The sequence below is a fragment of the Pseudarthrobacter cremeus genome (assembly GCF_051857465.1).
GTDB lineage: Bacteria > Actinomycetota > Actinomycetes > Actinomycetales > Micrococcaceae > Arthrobacter.
On the sequence record NZ_JBPZHC010000002.1, the window covers coordinates 78,467 to 92,709 of the forward strand.

Genomic DNA, 14,243 nt, shown 5'->3' on the forward strand with positions numbered 1-14,243 from the left:
CGTGAATAACAGGTGCGGGCAAATCGGGACAGTCTCACGCGCCCATTGCCAGACGCGCGCCCAGTGTCAGCATGACGACGGCGACTAGGCCGTCAAGAATGCGCCAGGACGAAGGCCGCGCGAAGAACGGACGCAGGACCCGCGCCCCGAAACCCAAGGCACAAAACCATCCCAGGCTGGCCGCCATAGCACCGGCGCCGAACCACCACCGCAACTCCTGCGCCTGCTGGTTGGCCACGGACCCGAGCAGCAGCACGGTGTCCAGATAGACGTGCGGGTTGAGCCAGGTCAGGGCCAGCACGGTAGAGATGGCCGCTCCGGCGCGGAGGGCGGGTTCCTTGCCGGCGGCCGTCAGTGCCCCGGGCCGGATTGCCCGCCTGGCCGCCAGTACGCCATAACCAACGAGGAACGCGGCCCCCGCGTACCGCGCCACGTTCATCATCACCGGACTCGCCTCCATCAGTGCACCGACCCCCGTAATGCCTGCGGCAATAAGCGCCGCGTCGGAGACGCTGCAGACAAGGACGACGGCGGCGACGTGCTCACCGCGGATGCCCTGCCGCAGGACAAAGGCATTCTGGCTGCCGATGGCCACGATGAGGGCCAGGCTGGTGCCGAAGCCGAGTGCGACAGCGGGGAGGAGCGCCGTAAGTTCCATGCTTTCCAACGTAGGGCCGCGCGTATGATTACTCCAGCTAATGATTTTTAGGTCTATTAAGGAATGCTAATGGCTGTGGCGTTTGCTTCATGAAGACCTTCCAGTTCGAGCAGCTCCGAACCTTCGCAGCGGTGGTGGACGCAGGCACCCTGGAGGCGGCTGCCCGCAGCCTTCACGTCACACCGTCGGCCGTCTCCCAGCGGCTCAAGGCGATGGAGGATGCCGCCGGGCAGGTCCTGCTGCAGCGCACCAACCCTGCCAGTCCCACGCCCGCCGGAGAGGCAGTCCTGCGGTATGCCCGGCAGGTCCGTCAGCTGGAGTGGGATGCCAGGCAGGAGCTCGGGGGCAGCGGGGCCGGGCAAAGCCAGCCCATCCCGTTGGTGGTGAACGCCGACTCACTCTCCACGTGGTTCATGCCTGCGCTGGCGGGCCTGCCCCCGGGTCTCGGTGCATGCTTTGAACTTCACCGCGAGGACGAGCAGCATTCCACTCAGCTGCTCCGGACCGGCTTGGTGATGGCCGCGGTGACCGCCACCCCGGAAGCGGTTCAGGGCTGCAGGGTGGAACCTCTGGGTGCCCTGAGATACCGGGCAGTGGCAAGCCCCGGGTACATCGGCCGCTGGTGGCCCGATGGGCCGGAACTCGTAGCGGGCAGCCGGGTGCCGGTGGTGGACTTTGACCGCAAGGACAACCTGCAGGACCGGTTCTTCAGGACGGTGACCGGTGCAGGCCTCGCCGCGCCCCGGCACTACGTTCCGTCCTCGGCCGAGTTCGCGCAGGCCATCCGGCTGGGACTGGGATGGGGGCTGCTGCCGGAGCAGCAGTGCCTGGCCGACGTTCGGCGCGGGGACCTCGTGGAGCTGGCGCCGGAACAGCCCGTTGACGTGTCCCTGTACTGGCAGCGGTGGAAGATCGATTCACCCGTACTGAACGAGCTGACCGCGGCAGTCCGGAAAACGGCGTCCGGGCAGCTGCGCCAGCCTTGATCGTGACCGCTGCCCAAAACGAAGGATGCGTCCGGCCAGATGCCCGTGCCATACTGGCGGCCGTGACGTCGTCGTATTCGTTCCGGGCCGGATTGTGGCTCTATCCCGGCGAGGCCGGGTGGCATTTTGTGACCGTTCCCCCGGATGTGGCGGAGGACATCCGGGAACAGGGTACTGCTTTCCGGAAGGCCTTCGGATCGGTCAAGGTCACGGCGGAAATCTCCGGGCACACCTGGCAGACCTCGGTCTTCCCCGACAGTAAAAGCGGCTCCTTCCTGCTCCCGGTCAAGAAGGACGTCAGAGCAGCCGCCCACGTCAGCGCCGGGGACGAAGTGGACGTCCGGCTCACCGTCCTTGGCGACGGGTAGGACGGTTCTCCCGCGCCGGGCCATTTCTCCGGGCGTGAACCATTTCATTTGGCCCGGCCGCTGAATAGGATTGGCAAACGGCGCGTCGAGGTACGCATCGACTACGAGGGGGACGATGCATGGAACACCCGACGCGACGCAGCGCGCTGCTTGGACTTGGGCTGGCCGCTGTCAGCGTCGGCTTGGGGGCAACTGCGGCAGCCGCAGCCCCGGCCCCTGCCGTGACCCCCACACCCTCCGCCGGTGCGCCCGGCAGCAGTGTGACGCTCAGCGGATCCGGGTTTCCCCGCTCGTCCGCGGGCACCGTGACGGGCGGCTCGGCGCCAGTAGCCTTTCAGACCAGCAAGACCGGGACGTTCAGCGCGGTGGCCACCATAGCGGCAACCGCTCAGGGCACTGTGGCGCTGACGGCGGCTGCCGGCAGGACTTCTGTCACCACGACGTTCGCCGTCCTCGCAGGGGTCCCGCCTGTCAGCGCAGCGTTTCTTCGCTTCGGCGTCGCCACACCCGGCGGGGCTGCGGCAGACACTGAGCTTGACGCCGTGGCGGGACTGGTGGGGGAAAGCCCTGGCATCGTCCTGTCCTACAAGGACTTCCGGCAGGCCCCGCCGGTTTCTGAACTGGAATCGGTGGTGCAGCGCGGTGCGGTGCCGCTGGTCACCTGGGAACCCTGGATCGCGGGCGCCGGCGTAACCCAGCCCGCCTACGCGCTGGCCCGCATCACCGCGGGCGACTTCGACCCGTACATCAGCCAGTGGGCGGCAGCGCTTGCGTCCTGGGGCAAGCCGCTGATGCTCCGGTTTGCCCACGAAATGAACGGCAACTGGTACCCGTGGTCTGAAGCGGTCAACGGCAACAGTCCCGGGGACTACGTCCAGGCATGGCGGCACGTGTACGGCCTCTTCAGCGCGGCCGGTGCAACCAACGTCAACTGGGTATGGGCGCCCAACGGAGGCGGATCGGTTGAAACTTCCGTGCTGTATCCGGGAGATGCGTATGTGGATACCGTGGGCCTGGACGCCTACAACTGGGGCACCACCCAGGTGTGGAGTTCCTGGCAGCTGCCCGCCGCCGTGTTCGGCCCCTACCTGGCGGAGCTCCGGACGATCGCCCCAGGCAAGCAGATCATCATCACCGAGACAGCGAGCACCGAAACCGGTGGCAGCAAGCCGGACTGGAACACCGCGCTGGTCTCCTATCTGGGGACCCAGCCGGACGTCTCCGGTTTCGTCTGGTTCAACCTGAACAAGGAGACCGACTGGCGGATCAACAGCAGCGCCGCCTCAGCGTCTGCCCTCTCCTCAGCTCTGGCCGCCCGCCGCTAAGTCGGCCTATCAGATCTGCTTGAGCGCCTGCTCCAGGTCGCCGATGAGGTCGTCCACGTCCTCCAGGCCAACCGAAAGCCGCACCACGCCGTCGCTGAGCCCGATCGCCGCCCGGCCTTCCGGGCCCATGGCGCGGTGGGTGGTGGTGGCCGGATGGGTGATCAGGGACTTGGCATCGCCCAGGTTGTTGGAGATATCGATGATCCGCAGCCCGTCCAGCAGCGCAAAGGCGGCGTCCTTGCCCGAGCGGCCGCCCGTCGTCGCAAGTTCCAGTGTGAGAACGGTGCCACCGGCCTTCATCTGCTTGGCGGCCAGCTCGTACTGCGGGTGCGACTTCAGCAGGGGGTATTTGACCCAGCTGACGGCGGGCTGCTGTTCGAGCCATTCGGCGAGCCGCAGCGCGGACGCGGACGAGTGGTTCACGCGCAGCGCCATGGTTTCCAGGCCCTTTGTGAGAACCCAGGCGTTGAACGCGGACAGCGCGGGTCCTGTGTGGCGCATCAGTTGCTTGACCGGACCGTCGATGAATTCCTTGGTGCCCAGGATGGCCCCGCCCAGCACCCGGCCCTGGCCGTCGATGTGCTTGGTACCGGAGTAGACAATCACGTCCGCGCCGAACTGGCCGCAGCGCTGCAGCAGGGGAGTGGCAAAGACGTTGTCCACGACGACGGTGGCCCCGGCGGCGTGCGCCAGTTCGCTGACCGCGGCGATGTCCACGATTTCCTGCATCGGATTGGACGGCGATTCAAAGAAGACCGCCGTGGTGGGCCCGGACAGCGCGTCGCGCCACTGATCGAGGTCCGGTCCGTCCACAAAGACCGTCTCCACGCCCCAGCGCGGCAGGATTTCGTTGAGGATCACAAAGCAGGAGCCGAACAGTGACCGGGCGGCCACCACGCGGTCCCCGGCTGCCAGCAACGCACCCAGGGCGGTGAAGACAGCTGACATGCCTGACGCCGTCGCAAAGCACGCCTCCGTACCCTCCAGCAGGCGGAGGCGTTCCTGGAACGTGGCAACGGATGGGTTGCCGTAGCGGGAGTAGACGAAGCGTTCGTCCTCACCCGTGAAGGCGCGCTCGGCTGCGGCGGCGGACTCGTAAACGAAGCCCGAGTTCAGGAACACCGGCTCGGTGGTCTCCTGGAAGTTGGTACGGTCCAGGCCGCCGCGGACCGCCTGGGTGTCAGGGCTCCAGCCGGCGGCATCTTTGTTGAAGGTCACTTAGTTGCTTCCGAGGTTGGTGGGCAGGCCGCGGTTCTTCCAGCCGTTGACTGTGCGCTCGCCGTAGCGGTCAGGCTCGCCTTCGAAACCCTCCAGGATGTTGAAGGAGGTGAAGCCGGCCTGCGTGGCGGCGATGGCGGCAGCGATGGACCGCTGGCCGGAGCGGCAGAGGAAAACGAGTTCGGTGGTTGAGTCCTCGGGGGCCTGTTGGGTCAGGTCGGTGAGGAAATCCGGGTTGGGGATCCCGCCCGGGAACGTCCACTGGATGAACAGGGGGTCGTTGTCAGTGGCTTTGGTGTCCGGGATGCCGATGTGCGCCCACTCGCCCTCGGTGCGGACGTCCACCAGGATGGCGCCCTGCTCCAGCTTGGCCCACGCTTCCTCCGGGGTGAGGTCTCCGGCGTAGCTCATGCGTGGCCCTCGCCGTCGAAATCGAGGTCTTCCACAGCGGTGGCGACGGCGGCATCCGCGCTGGCGATGGCTGCCGGGAGGATGAGTGCCTGGGCAACGATCACGCTGCTGCCGTTGAAGGTCGCGGCCGGGCTGCCGTGCAGGACATACCCTTCGGCCAGGGCGGTGGAAATCCGTTCACAGAAGGCCTTGTCATCCGGCCCCGTGATGAGCCGGTACGACAGTTTTTCTTCAGGGGCAGGGGCGTCAGACACGACAGAACTCCTTCTTTCACGCTTGCAGCTCGAATGGGTCGATATGCCGAGTATTCACCTGAGGCACCCCGCCGCGAAAGGGAGGGTTGCCGACCGGCCAGTCAGGGCTTGGCGCCGGTTCTCATTACTCCCCAAAAACGTAACATCCGGCCCGCCCGGCCGCACCGCCGCGGTCGTCATGTTCCGTAACCAACACGGAGGTTTCGTCACCAGGACCGGACTTTCGTAACCGGCGCGTGCTTCTCCCCTGGCCAGCCGGGCGGGACAATCAGGTCATGGGGGACAGCGGCGGGAAAAGCGGCAGCAAGCAAGGGGCGAAAGGTGCCGGGGCCCGGTTGGTCGCCACGGCACTGTGCGGCGCTTCGATCCTGGCGGCCCTGGCGGGCCTGGCCGGCTGCCGGGACGCAGCGGGTCCGCCGCCTTGCATGCCGCCGGCGTACAGCGTCACGCCTGCCGAAGCCCGCCCCGGAGACCGGGTCACGGTCAGCGCGCAGGACGCAACGTGCGATGCGCGCTACGGTGCGGACGCCAAAGTCCAGGTAACGGTCCGGGACGCTGCCGGAATCAACATCCTGGAGGAACTTGCCCCCATGACCGACGACGGCGGTTTCACTTTCGTGTTCACTGTCCCCGCGGGAATGGCCGCGGGGGAGGCCGGGGTCACCGCCTACCCGTACGCCTTGGACTGGTGCGACGACACAGGGGTCAACAACAGGGCGGCGTCCGGACCGGAGACCCTAATCCGGGTCTCGTGTGCGGAGCGACTGGTCCCGCTGGTTATCCTGGCCGGCTAAGGTCCTGGCCGGCTAAGGCTGATCGGTGTGGCCGGCCAAGCCGGAGCCCGCACGGCAGTCCGCATCTGCCGGGGACCGATAGAGTTTGCGCAGGTGGCACCGGCCGCCATCACTGAAAAGCCGTCCTGGGGGAGGGTCCACACCCGCATGCCAACAGCCACCGTACCCAGGCGTGTGCCGGCGCCGGCCGCCTCCGGACTCCGCAGCCCGCTGCCCGCAGCGCTCCTTGCCGCCCTCCTCCTCCTGTTCAGCCTCCTGTCCAGCCTCCTGCCGGCCGGTGCTGCCGCGGCCGCCGAACCAGAGCCGGCCCCGGAGCCGGGCAAGCCCCTGCTGGGAGCTGTCCTCGAGTGGGGTCAGGACTCCGCCGGGTCCTTTGCCGAACGGCTGGGGGCCACCCCCGCGGTCTTAGGCCATGACATCTCCATCCCTTTCCGGACCGCCGAGGCCGCCAACCTCCGGCAGTTTCTGGACCAGGCTTCAGCCGTTGGCTCCCACGCAATATTCACCGTCAAGCCCACCGTTCCGCTCGAACAGATCGATGCGGCGGCGGCCCGGGCGTTCGTGGCCGAGGTGGCCCGCATTTCGGCCGGCTTCCAGGGCAAGGTGCTGGTGCGCTTTGCCCCGGACATGAACGGCAGCTGGGTTGGGTGGGGCCAGCAGCCCGGAGCGTATCGTGCTGCCTTCCGGGCCGTCGCTGCGGAGTTCAAGGAAACGGACGACGCCGGCACGCTCATGGTCTGGGAGCCGTACGTTGGCCGGGACTACCCCTTCGGACGGAACCGCAACGCCCCTCCCGCCGGCAGCGAGGGATTCGCCCTGCTGGACACCAACGGCGACGGCGCCTGGGACGGTGCCGACCGCGCCTACGCCCCGTACTATCCCGGGGACGACGCCGTCGAATGGGTGGGGCTTTCGGCTTACCACGATGACACTGCCGGGAAGGCCGCCGTCAACACCGTGCCCGGGTCCGGCGAGCTTGTCGGCATGCTGGCCGGAGCGGGAAACGAGGACTTCTACGCCACCTATGTGGAGCAAGCCGGCAAGCCGTTCCTCCTGCAGACGGCAGCCTTCTACAGCCCCTCCACCGGCGGGGCCGGGGAGGCTGAGATCAAGGGGGCCTGGTGGGAGCAGACGCTGGAAGCCGCCACGTCCGCGCGTTTCAACAGGACAGCTGCCGTGATCTGGGACGAGCGTGTCAGTACCCGGGACACCGGTGTTGCCAGCATCGACTGGACCATCAGCGGCAACGCTGAGGTGGCGGCGGCAGCGCGTGCCCGGCTCGAGGCCTCAGGCGTAGTCACCGGCCCGGTTACGGAGCCTGGAACAGGACAGGGAACCACCCCGGCCAACACTCTGACCGGTGCGGCCGCCTGGAGCGTCGGGGTGGCCCTGCTTGTCCTCCTCGTGGCGCTGTGGCAACTTCCGCGAAGGGTCTCCGCGGTGGGTGAGTGGGGCTACACCGATCCTTCCAGGCGGGACTCCCGGGTAGACCTGCTGCGCGGCCTCGCCATCGTGTTTGTGGTGGTGAACCACCTGGGCATGACGTCCCTCTTCCAGCTGCTGACCCAGGAAGCGGTGGGCTTTGTCTCCGGCGCGGAGCTGTTCGTGCTCTTCTCCGGGCTGGTGGTGGGGATGGTCTACGGGCCGCGGGTCAAGGACGATTTCGGCACGGTGGTGGACCTGACCGCGCGCCGGGCCGGAAAGCTCTATGTCACGGCCCTGGTAGTGCTGCTGGGCATTTTCCTGGTTTCCCTGGTGCCGGTCTTCGAGACCGCGTCCCTCACGTCGTACACCGACCAGGGGACGGGAGGCGCCGGGCATGACTCCGCCGGGCGCACCTACGACCTTTATGCCGGCATGGAATCGCTCTTCCAGTTTCCGGTGCCGCCGCAGCTTCTTCCCGCCATCCTGCTCCTGCAGTTCGGTCCGTGGCAGTTCAACGTGATGGGCCTGTACGTCATCCTGCTGCTGGCCAGCCCACTGATTCTTGCCGCCCTCAACCGCGGTAAAGCCTGGTGGGTGCTCGCAGCAGCCCTGGGCATCTACGCGCTGGGCGCCATCACGCGCTTCCGCCTGCTGCCTTCCCAGTTCGAGGATTCGTTCCCCCTGCTGGTCTGGCAGGTGCTGTTTGTGATCGGCCTCGTTGCGGGGTTCCACCGCCGGAAAATCGTGGCGTGGCTGACGGCGAACCCCTGGGCGGTGGCAGCCTGTACCGTCTGCGCCGCCGTTTTCGCGTTCCTGTCCTGGGGCAACCCGTACCTGGCCAACGGCTTCGACGTGCGGTTGGCCGTCATTCCGGACGGCGCTTACCGGACCATGTACGATTCCTTCTTTGCGCGCACCTACCTTGCCCCAGGGCGCCTGCTCAATGTCCTGGTCCTGTTGGTCGCCTCGTACGCGTTCCTCACTGCATATTGGAAGCCGGTGGAGCGTGCCCTGGGCTGGTTCCTCATCCCGCTGGGCCGGGCCACCCTCTACGTGTTCGTCGTTCACGTAGTCCTCATAGCAGTCATTGCCAATATCCCGGTGCTGCGCCAGGGCGATGTCTTCCTCAACACCGGCGCCTACGCAGTGATCCTGGGGCTGCTCTGGATCATGGTGCGGAAGCGTTTCCTGTTCCGCATCATCCCGACCTGACGGCTGCGGAACGGCCCGGGGCTTTGAGAAACAATCAGGCTTTGAGAATAAGGGCTTCGCCTTGGCCACCGCCGCCGCATAGTGCCACCACGCCGGTCCCGCCGCCGCGCCTTTTCAGCGCGAGTGCCTGGTGCAGTACGAGGCGGGCACCTGACGCGCCGACTGGGTGGCCCAAGGCGATGGCGCCGCCGTCGGGGTTGATCCTTGCGGCGTCGATCCCCAGGTCCTTGGCGGACTGCAGCACCACCGACGCGAAGGCTTCGTTGACCTCGATCAGGTCCAGGTCATCGACGCTTAGACCGTCGAGTTTCAGCGCCCGCTCGATGGCGCGGGACGGCTGGGAGTGCAGGGAACCATCCGGCCCGGCGGTCTGTCCGTGACTGCCGATTTCGGCGATCCAGCTCAGGCCGGCCGCCTCCGCGGCTGCCTTGCTGGCAACCACCACCGCGGCGGCGCCGTCGGACAGCGGGGAGGAGGAGCCGGCGGTGATGGTGGCTGACGGGTCCTTGGAGAATGCGGGCTTCAGCTCCGCCAGGGTCTCAACGGTGGTGCCGGCGCGGATGCCTTCATCGGCATCGAGGACGACGGCGGCGCCGCGGCGTTGCGGCACCTCCATGGGTGCGATCTCCTCAGCCAGGATTCCGGCTTCCCTGGCAGCTTCGGCGCGTTGGTGGGAACGCGCCGCCACGGCGTCCTGGTCCTGGCGGCTGATGCCAAGGCGGGCGTTGCCGGCGTCGGTGGCGGAACCCATCAGTTCACCCGAAACGGGATCCTGGAGGCCGTCGAAATTCAGTGAATCCAGCAAGGGGGCATCGCCGATCGCAACGCCGCTGCGGAGCCGGGGCAACAGGTGAGGGGCGTTGGTCATGGACTCCTGGCCCGCTGCGACGATGAAATCTGCCTCGCCGGCGCGGATCATCCGGGCGGCGTCGATCACGGCTGTCAGGCCGGACAGGCAGAGCTTATTGATGGTCACGGTTGGCACGTCCCAGCCGATGCCGGCGGCGAGGCTGGCCTGCCTCGCGGGCCCCTGGCCTGCACCGGCCTGGATGACCTGGCCCACGATCACGGCCTGGATCTGCTCCGGCGTTACGCCCGAGCGTTCCAGCGCGTTCCGGATGGCGTGGGCCCCGAGCTGGCTGGAGGAGAAGGGTGAGAGCCCGCCGCGGAACCTGCCGAACGGGGTGCGTGCGCCGCCGAGGATGACGGGAATGTGAGCGTCGTTGCTCATGGTGTGCCTTTCCATGCTGCGGATCCTGGAGGTCTCAGGGCCAGCTTAGGCGAAATCGGGCGGACCGTTTGGGGGTCCTGAATGTGTGTGGCTTCAGGCGTGGAGGATCAGCTGGTGCAACAGGTGGTCCTGCCAGGTGCCGGCGATTTTCAGGTACGCCGGGGCTACCCCGATTTCCTGGAATCCCGTGCGGCGGAGGATCCTGCGGGAGGGCCCGTTGTGGAGCAGCGTGGCCGCCTGGATCCGGTGCAGCCCCAGGCTTTCGCGGGCCTGGTCAGCGGCAAACCTGACCGCTGCCGAACCGATTCCCCGCCGTGCCAGGCCGCCATCAACCCAATACCCGAGGTTGGCACTGAGGAACGGCCCGCGGACAATGCCGGTCAGGGTAACGGCGCCAACGATTTGTGCGGGCTCGCCGTCGTCCACCAGCACCCACGGAATTTCCTGGCCCACCGAAAGCTGGGCCAGCTTGGCCTGAATGATGTTCAGCTGATGGCCGGGAGAAAAGAAGGCCGCATCCCGCGAGGGCTCCCACGGGGCAAGGTGATCGCGGTTCCGGCTGTATGCCAGGCTCATGCCGGCGGCGTCGGTACGGCGGAGCAGCCTGATCGAGACCCCTGGGACCACGGGCACCGTAAGCCCGGTCGGCATCAGGTTGACCTCTGTCACGGCGACCTAGGTTCTGGCGAGGATTGCCGCAACAAAAGCGGCCGTGGTTGCCAGGACGCGTGAGCTTTTACAGCGGCTGCAGTTGATGTCTGCCGCCAGCGTGTCCTTGCGGGCGTCAAGGACAACCACCGAGCCGACCAACAGGTGCTCGTCGGTGTCGCAGTCCGCGCACCACGGAAGACTTCCCCGGGGCTGCAGGGCGCCCCGGGGAAGGTATGAACAGGCGGGAACGTTCATCAGCTAGACCAGGCCCGGGTAGCTGGTCAGGATGTAATCGGCAGCGGCCGGGCCCTTCATGCGCAGGCCGTTCCGGTCGGGGTGGATGCGGTTCTTCATGGCTGCCCAGAACGCGGATTCGGCCCGGGGCGAGCGTTCGTTGATGTAGCACCAGCTGGTGTAAAGGCCGTACAGGGGGTCTTTGTCGAGGGTGAATTCAGACTCGGTGTCGTATGAGGTGGCTTCGGAAAGGAATGTGTCGTACTGGGAATGTGCCATGGTGGGCTCTCTTCCGCGAGGTGCGTTTTTGTTGCCGCCATTCGGCTACAGCAGCCATGCCTGAACACCTTGCACTGAGCGTTCGGGGGTGTCGACCAGGTCGACAGGGAAAACCATTATCGGTTGCGTCCCTACAATGTAGACTGTAGCCGTAGACTACAGATTCAGCAAGCGTCTTTATTATTTGCTGGACCTGGAGGCAACACCTACACAGGACGGAATTCCATGCCCTCCCAAAACAAGCCAGCCACCGAAATTCCCGGTCAAAAAGGCCGGCTGAGCAAGGACATCGTGCTGGCCACGGCCTTGGACCTGGTGGACGGTGCGGGCCTTGATGCGCTCACCATGCGTCGGCTGGGCCAGGAGCTCAACTGCGATCCGATGAGCCTCTACCGGTACGCCGAAAACCGGGCGGCGCTGCTCGACGGTGTCTCGGAACTGGTTTTCAACGAGCTTGAGATCTTCCCCCACGATCCGGACTGGAAGGCCCAGCTGCGCAGGATTGCCCATGATCTGCGGCTTCTGGCCCTCCGGCATCCCAACGTTGTCCCGCTGCTCGTGACACGGCCGCTGTCCACTCCGCTGGGGCTGCGGCCGCTGGGCACGCTGCGTCCGCTGGAGCAGATTCTCTCGCTCCTTATCGAGGCGGGGTTCCAACCGTCGGATGCGCTGCACGTCTACCGGGCCTACTACGGCTTCCTGTACGGCCACATCCTCAATGAGCTCCAGGAGTTCATCGTGGATCCGGAGGAAAACGAGGTGCTGCTCCGGCTGGGACTGCACCGGTTGCCGGCCAAGGACTTCCCCCGGCTGCGCGCCCTGGCACCCGTCCTGGCTGATTATGACGGCGCAGCCGAACTGGACCAGGGAATCACCATCCTGCTTTCCGGCCTGGAATCGAACCTGTCGCACCCGGTGCCGCCAGTAAGGGCCTGACCGGCTGAGGGCGCTGCGCCTGATTTTCGCGGGCGCGCGGCGCAGGCGGGGCTCGTGCCGGTGTTATTCGAACGACGCCCGGCGCCGGTCGGACAGCCTGGTGTTCCAGACATCGGGCTTGTTGACTTTGAAACGGCGGCCGGTCAGCGCCCGGGCCGTCAGCCGGATGTAATGGTCCTTGCTCCCGGGCTGCCAGGGCTCGAGTTTGAGGGCGTCAACGGCGTCCTTTTCAGCCTGGTCCAGGATCAGCGCAGTCTCACCGCGCACCACCACACTCCAGGCCTCCTCTGTGTGGGGATCATAGCCGTCGATTTCCAGCGCTGCAGGCCTCTGTGACGAGGCGACCCACAGCTTGGTCCCGGCAGAGGTGCGGAACACGATGCTCCTGCGGTCCAGGGCGTAGTTCACCGGAAAGATCTCCGGATGATCGTCCACCACAAGGGCCAGGCGCCCCACGGCGTCGTCCGCGAGCAGTTCCCAGCATTCGTCAAACGTCAGATTGATGTTCGGCTCCGTGTGCGAGTTCATGCACCACACCTTACGGCCCGGACTCCCGGCCCAACAGGGCCTGACCGGCTGTTGGTTAAATTCAGTGGGCCAAATTTCATCCTTCCGGTCATTGGAACCATGCGCCTCGCCATCCTGCGCCGGCAGGTACGGTGAAAGCTCCCGGCCTGTTGACAGCCACAGGCCCCCGGTGCAGAGCGGAAGAAGCTCACGTGACAGACAGCAGCGCAGGCAGGGGAGGCCCTCAACCGGGCTCTCTGACGCCCGTTATCCCGGGCTTCTTTCCTGATCCCACCATCTGCCGCGTGGGGGAAGACTTCTATCTGGCCACATCAAGTTTCGAGTATTTCCCCGGGGCGCCCGTCTTCCACAGCCGCAACCTGGTCCAATGGGAACAGATCGGAAACATCCTGACCCGCCGAAGCCAGTTCGCGGCCGGCGACAGGCGCCGGTCCGGCGGCATCTTCGGTTCCACGCTGCGCCATCATGACGGGCTCTTCTGGTTCGTGACCACCAACATGAGCGATTTTGGCGGCGGCCACCTGCTCTTCCACGCTGGGAATCCCGCCGGGCCGTGGAGCGAGCCCGTGCCGATTGCGGGAACACCGGGCATCGATCCGGACATCGCCTGGGACAACGAGGGCACCTGCTACCTCACCTGGCTTGGGTTCGGGCCGGATGAGGGCGGCTCCGGAGTGGTCCAGGCCCGCCTGGACCCGGCGAAGGGCAGACTGCTCGAAAGCCCGAGGAAGCTCTGGCAGGGATCGGGCCTTGCCCACCCCGAGGGCCCGCACCTGTACCAGAGAGGCGGCTGGTGGTATCTGATGATTGCCGAAGGCGGCACGGAGCGGGGCCACGCAGTTTCCATCAGCCGGAGCACATCCCCGTCCGGGCCTTTCGAACCGCACCCGGACAACCCGGTCTTCAGCCACCGCAGCCTGGACACCCCCATTCAGAACGTGGGCCACGCGGACCTGGTGGAAGGCCCCGATGGCGGCTGGGCTGCCGTGCACCTGGGCGTACGGATCCGGGGTTCCAGCCCGGGCTATCACGTGCTCGGCCGGGAGACGTTCCTTGCAGGCATTACGTGGCAGGACGGCTGGCCCCGCTTTGAGGAGGATCGCTTCACCGTGCCGGCGGCGGACACCTCCTTTACGGATGACTTCGCGTCCGGCGGCGCTTTGCACCCGAGGTGGATCTCGCCCGGCAACGATCCGGCATCGTTCGCCAGTCACGTCCCCGGCGCCGGCCTTCGCCTTTCAGGCGCGGGTGAGGACGCCGCAGCAGAACGTGCCCCGCTGCTCGCCACGAGGGTGCGGGACGAGGCGTGGGTGGCGTGCGCCCTTGTCCGGCCGGTGGACGGTGCAGCAGAACTGGTGCTCAGGATCGACGACTCGCATTGGTATGCCGTCCGGGTTGACGGTGACACCGTGCGCGCGCTGGCCAGGATCGGCCCGCTCCAGCAGGAAATCGCGACGGCGGAACACCGCCTTGGCGGGGCGCCCCTGGAGCTGCAGATCGCCTGTGCCCCGGCACCTCTCGCCGGCCGGCCCGGCAAGAACTTCGGGCCGGACGAGGTGTCTCTCGGATTCCTTGACGCCGGCGGGCAGTTGGTGGAGCTTGGCCGGCTCGACGGCCGCTACCTGTCCACGGAGGTGGCCGGCGGATTCACCGGGCGGGTCATCGGGGTGTCAGCCGGCAGCGGAACCGCCATCCTCGAGCGCTTCGTGTATTCAGCCAAAAATCCCTAGGGC

General features: G+C 66.7%; 16 protein-coding genes and 1 riboswitch. Of the genes, 7 read left to right on the forward strand and 9 right to left on the reverse strand.

Going from position 1 to position 14,243, the window contains the following annotated elements; genetic code table 11:
- Positions 1–34: 34 nt before the first annotated feature.
- Complete coding sequence (locus ACS5PJ_RS04055; protein ID WP_439433635.1) at positions 35–658, reverse strand: LysE/ArgO family amino acid transporter; 624 nt, start codon at positions 656–658, stop codon at positions 35–37.
- Between the two features lie 89 nt (positions 659–747).
- On the opposite strand from ACS5PJ_RS04055, the gene ACS5PJ_RS04060 reads away from it, so the two are divergent.
- From ACS5PJ_RS04060 to ACS5PJ_RS04070, 3 genes are all read left to right on the forward strand, one after another.
- Positions 748–1,644, forward strand: a complete 897-nt coding sequence (locus ACS5PJ_RS04060; RefSeq protein ID WP_439433636.1) for a LysR family transcriptional regulator ArgP — start codon at positions 748–750, stop codon at positions 1,642–1,644.
- A gap of 62 nt (positions 1,645–1,706) precedes the next feature.
- Positions 1,707–2,012 carry a DUF1905 domain-containing protein gene (locus ACS5PJ_RS04065; RefSeq protein ID WP_439433637.1) on the forward strand — a complete coding sequence of 102 codons (306 nt, stop codon included), beginning with the start codon at positions 1,707–1,709 and terminating at the stop codon, positions 2,010–2,012.
- Between the two features lie 119 nt (positions 2,013–2,131).
- Positions 2,132–3,337, forward strand: coding sequence for a glycoside hydrolase family 26 protein (locus ACS5PJ_RS04070; protein WP_439433638.1), 1,206 nt, complete (start codon positions 2,132–2,134; stop codon positions 3,335–3,337).
- 9 nt (positions 3,338–3,346) lie between these two features.
- Here the strand turns inward: ACS5PJ_RS04070 and ACS5PJ_RS04075 are convergent, their stop codons facing one another.
- Genes ACS5PJ_RS04075 through ACS5PJ_RS04085 form a run of 3 tightly spaced genes read right to left on the reverse strand, consistent with a single transcriptional unit; the run spans position 3,347 to position 5,220 of the window.
- Positions 3,347–4,555 (reverse strand): O-succinylhomoserine sulfhydrylase, encoded by a 1,209-nt coding sequence (locus ACS5PJ_RS04075; RefSeq protein WP_439433639.1) that lies wholly within the window; start codon positions 4,553–4,555, stop codon positions 3,347–3,349.
- Positions 4,556–4,966: a rhodanese-like domain-containing protein gene (locus tag ACS5PJ_RS04080; protein WP_439433640.1), complete on the reverse strand. Its 411-nt coding sequence runs from the start codon at positions 4,964–4,966 to the stop codon at positions 4,556–4,558.
- Positions 4,963–5,220: a DUF1737 domain-containing protein gene (locus ACS5PJ_RS04085; protein ID WP_439433641.1), complete on the reverse strand. Its 258-nt coding sequence runs from the start codon at positions 5,218–5,220 to the stop codon at positions 4,963–4,965. Before ACS5PJ_RS04085 ends, ACS5PJ_RS04080 begins: the two co-directional genes overlap by 4 nt.
- Positions 5,221–5,233: 13 nt before the next feature.
- A riboswitch (SAM riboswitch) is annotated at positions 5,234–5,349 on the reverse strand.
- 146 nt (positions 5,350–5,495) lie between these two features.
- On the opposite strand from ACS5PJ_RS04085, the gene ACS5PJ_RS04090 reads away from it, so the two are divergent.
- A complete protein-coding gene (locus ACS5PJ_RS04090; RefSeq protein ID WP_439433642.1) occupies positions 5,496–6,014 on the forward strand; it encodes a hypothetical protein in 519 nt (172 codons plus the stop codon).
- 147 nt (positions 6,015–6,161) lie between these two features.
- Positions 6,162–8,651: an OpgC domain-containing protein gene (opgC, locus tag ACS5PJ_RS04095; protein WP_439433643.1), complete on the forward strand. Its 2,490-nt coding sequence runs from the start codon at positions 6,162–6,164 to the stop codon at positions 8,649–8,651.
- A 34-nt stretch (positions 8,652–8,685) separates the two neighbouring features.
- Here the strand turns inward: opgC and ACS5PJ_RS04100 are convergent, their stop codons facing one another.
- The 4 genes from ACS5PJ_RS04100 to ACS5PJ_RS04115 form a co-directional block, all read right to left on the reverse strand.
- On the reverse strand, positions 8,686–9,882 hold the full coding sequence (locus ACS5PJ_RS04100) for an acetyl-CoA C-acetyltransferase (protein WP_439433644.1): 1,197 nt from the start codon (positions 9,880–9,882) through the stop codon (positions 8,686–8,688).
- A 93-nt stretch (positions 9,883–9,975) separates the two neighbouring features.
- Positions 9,976–10,551, reverse strand: coding sequence for a GNAT family N-acetyltransferase (locus ACS5PJ_RS04105; RefSeq protein ID WP_439433645.1), 576 nt, complete (start codon positions 10,549–10,551; stop codon positions 9,976–9,978).
- Between the two features lie 6 nt (positions 10,552–10,557).
- Positions 10,558–10,788, reverse strand: a complete 231-nt coding sequence (locus ACS5PJ_RS04110) for a hypothetical protein (protein ID WP_439433646.1) — start codon at positions 10,786–10,788, stop codon at positions 10,558–10,560.
- Between the two features lie 3 nt (positions 10,789–10,791).
- Positions 10,792–11,046: a hypothetical protein gene (locus tag ACS5PJ_RS04115; RefSeq protein WP_439433647.1), complete on the reverse strand. Its 255-nt coding sequence runs from the start codon at positions 11,044–11,046 to the stop codon at positions 10,792–10,794.
- 225 nt (positions 11,047–11,271) lie between these two features.
- Here ACS5PJ_RS04115 and ACS5PJ_RS04120 point away from each other — a divergent pair, with 225 nt between their 5' ends.
- Complete coding sequence (locus ACS5PJ_RS04120) at positions 11,272–11,982, forward strand: TetR/AcrR family transcriptional regulator C-terminal domain-containing protein (protein ID WP_439433648.1); 711 nt, start codon at positions 11,272–11,274, stop codon at positions 11,980–11,982.
- Between the two features lie 63 nt (positions 11,983–12,045).
- On the opposite strand, the gene ACS5PJ_RS04125 is transcribed toward ACS5PJ_RS04120, so the two are convergent.
- Positions 12,046–12,510, reverse strand: coding sequence for a pyridoxamine 5'-phosphate oxidase family protein (locus ACS5PJ_RS04125; RefSeq protein ID WP_439433649.1), 465 nt, complete (start codon positions 12,508–12,510; stop codon positions 12,046–12,048).
- A gap of 191 nt (positions 12,511–12,701) precedes the next feature.
- On the opposite strand from ACS5PJ_RS04125, the gene ACS5PJ_RS04130 reads away from it, so the two are divergent.
- Positions 12,702–14,240: a glycoside hydrolase family 43 protein gene (locus ACS5PJ_RS04130; RefSeq protein ID WP_439433650.1), complete on the forward strand. Its 1,539-nt coding sequence runs from the start codon at positions 12,702–12,704 to the stop codon at positions 14,238–14,240.
- Positions 14,241–14,243 lie beyond the last annotated feature (3 nt).